2 protein-coding genes and 1 pseudogene are annotated in these 2995 nt (G+C 43.8%); all 3 read right to left on the bottom strand.

Annotated features, from left to right (window positions below; all coding sequences use genetic code 11):
* Positions 1-264: 264 nt before the first annotated feature.
* Complete coding sequence (gene sodC, locus ACO59Y_RS06695; RefSeq protein ID WP_486131770.1) at positions 265-822, bottom strand: superoxide dismutase [Cu-Zn] SodC; 558 nt, start codon at positions 820-822, stop codon at positions 265-267.
* A gap of 233 nt (positions 823-1055) precedes the next feature.
* A complete protein-coding gene (locus ACO59Y_RS06690; protein WP_486131768.1) occupies positions 1056-2714 on the bottom strand; it encodes an LTA synthase family protein in 1659 nt (552 codons plus the stop codon).
* Between the two features lie 145 nt (positions 2715-2859).
* A pseudogene (leuD, locus tag ACO59Y_RS06685) lies at positions 2860-2995 on the bottom strand (3-isopropylmalate dehydratase small subunit); the annotation flags it as partial.

Genomic DNA, 2995 nt, shown 5'->3' with positions numbered 1-2995 from the left:
TCATTACAGGAGATGTTTTGGTGTGGGAATATCCTCGCCAAACTCCGGATGGAGAGCAGGTTGATATTCTTGAACTAATGGAAATCCGTGATGGGTTGATTGTTAATCACCGCATTTATTGGGGATGGTTTGGAACTCAAATGTTGATTAAATCAGCGTTAAAAAATAAGTAAAAGATCTAAATTAGTAAAGTTATTCAGTAAATAAAAAGTGCGGTCAAAAAACAATATTTTTGTAACCACACTTTTGTTTCTAAAAATCAGTTTATTTAATCACGCCACACGCCATACGTGCACCGCCACCGCCAAGTGGTGCCGGATGATCGGAGTGATTGTCGCCACCGACGTGAATCATGATGGAATGACCACGTACTTCATCTAAATGTTTGATACGCGGTGCTAATACCGGGTTAGTGGCTGTGCCATCGTGTAATACGGTAAGTGCCGGTAAGTCGCCTAAATGGGCGTCATCTTGCCATGGATAGCCGTGTTGTTTGGTATCTTTCGGATCCCAATGACCGCCGGCGCCTAAACCTGCGGTGAGTTTACCGTCTTTTTCTTTCGGTTCGCAGCTTGGGTTTTGGTGAATGTGGAAACCGTGTAAACCTTCAGACAAACCTTTTAAATTCGGTGTGAAAACTAAGCCGTAGTTAGATTCAGTGATGGTAACCGTACCTACATCTTTGTCACCGTTAACCGGATCAAGTTGTTGCACTTTCACTTCAATAGATTTTGTGGCCGGTTTCATCGCCTCTTGCGCGTTTACCACGCTTACCGCGCAAACGGTACTTACCGCTAATGCCAAAAGAGTTTTCGTTTTCATATAAGCTCCTTATTTTTGAAAAAACTCACGGTTATTGTAGTCAAATTTAAATAATAATCCGATAGTTTTTACAAAAATTTTACATTATCACGAAATAATCTAGCCGTTGCACAAAGCTGAAATCACCTCACCCAATAGCACCGCATTAAAGCCGGCTCCAATGCGGTGCTATTTGATAACACAAACTCATGCTCCACTCGGATAGTTTCAATCATTTGCTACATCACGCCGAATTATTGTGCAATCTTTAAAATTTGATAGAGATAACTGCGGTAATCGTTCACTAATTGCTTATCCGCCGCATCTTCCAATCTGCCATCGCTAAGTTTGCGCATCGCTTGATTAGCTTTCATAAAATCGTCTTTTGCTTGCAGTCCTGCAATTTCCATTATTAAACCGCCGGCAAAGGCCAAATCTAAGAAATCTTGCGTTTGCTCAAATTGTTTTGCGCAATTGCTTCTTACTATAAGTTGCGTAATACAGTCCGGAGAAGGGAAATCACCTTTTTTCGCCGGTATTTGATTATCAAATGCCACTTGATGATCACCGAAATAACCGAATACAAACGGTTTGCCGCGTTCGTGCAAATACTGCCCCATACTTTCAACGGCATCGTTTAACGCCACGATGCGTTGCGTGTAATCGTTTAACGACGAAATACTTTTGGCGCCAAGAGCAGGCATTTCGAGCCCATAGATATTTTCCATCTCTAAATTATAGGGACCGTGTTCGCGCATGGTGAGCACGTAAACGAACAACGGTTGATTGAGGTTTTCCAGTGCGGGATGTTTTTTTTCTAAAATCATACGGGTGTAAGCCATCATTTCCTCGCTGCTGATCGTCCACAAGTTTTTGCTAAAGGGCGCCGGATAGCCTAAGTCTTGCGGTTGCAACATCAAATCGAAGGCAAAATGATCATAGGCGGATTTAGCGTTGTAGTTACCTTTGGTGAACGGCGAGAGTGCCACACAGAAATAACCTTGCGCACGTAAATTTTTGATTAAGCCCGATTGTAAGTGCGGCACTACGGAATAAAACACACCGTTAGCCAAGGCGCCGTAATCCGTCGGCGGAAGTCCGGCGAGAAAGGCGAACTCCGAACGCCATGTTGCACCGGCAAAGGTATGTACGCGTAATGGAGAGATAAATACGGTATCATTTTGGCGTTCAAACATCGGCAACGGCGGGATGTTCTGTTTGGTAAAGGCGAATTGATGCGGATTGAGGGTAGATTCCAAAAGTGCAACGACGATATCCGGCTTAATTTCAGCGTTCAATGCGGTCGGATTTGAGCACTGCGCGTTCATTCGGGCAGCAAATTTTTCGCCATCACCGGGAAATTGCGGCACCTTAAAGAAAATACCGCGACAGGACATCGGTAAATTTAAGAACACGTCGCGCCCGTCGTCCGGTAGCGAATCAAGCCAAACTTGCACGGCATTCGGATTTTTCGAGTAATGCCACATCAAAGCGCCGCTGATCAAAAATAGCACCGCATTGAAAGCCCGTACGACGGCGTCAAGCGGCTCGGCAGACGACCAACCAAAAATCGCGTAGCCGAGTAACGCAAGCAAGCCGATAACGCCACCGAGCGCGCCTTTATAATGCATTAAAGTTTCCCAATTACGCCAATCAACCACGAGAAAAAAATCAGAAATCAGCAATGGTTGTTTGTAATAATGAATTTTTAAACGATGAAATAGCATCAGTGCCACAAACAACACGGAAGCGAAATTCAGCGCGCGTTGCCATTGACCGGAAATAGCTAGCATTCCACTGAAGAAAAAAACGAAAAGTGCAATCGAAAAAAAGTATGTCCAACGGTAATGCGAATTAATAATGAAAATCATCGCGGCAAGCGTGAATAATGCTAAAAAGGTGTATGCAATCATTGCGTGTTCCTTGGGAATTCTGAAATAAATCGCGGGAGATGATATGGGCAAGGTTATAGCCTGTCAAACGCTATACATGAATCCAGAAAAAATGCGGCTAGAATCAGGAATTCTTAACCGCATTGGAGGCGTATCAGTTCTCGAGTTAGCGCAAAAACGCCGGAATTTTACTTTCGTATTCGGCGATGGCGTCTTCGTGTTGAAGCGTTAAACCGATATTATCCAAACCGTTTAACAAACAATGACGGCGGAATTCATCCAGTTCAAAGTGATACACTTTG

This window comes from Rodentibacter sp. (assembly GCF_057314195.1).
The sequence above is the reverse complement of the archived record's forward strand: the minus strand, read 5'-3'. Positions and strand labels throughout refer to the sequence as shown.

Bases quoted from the DNA above. Each gene is read 5' to 3' on its own strand.
- sodC (WP_486131770.1), bottom strand. From the start codon at position 822: ATGAAAACGAAAACTCTTTTGGCATTAGCGGTAAGTACCGTTTGCGCG.
- ACO59Y_RS06690 (WP_486131768.1), bottom strand. From the start codon at position 2,714: ATGATTGCATACACCTTTTTAGCATTATTCACGCTTGCCGCGATGATT.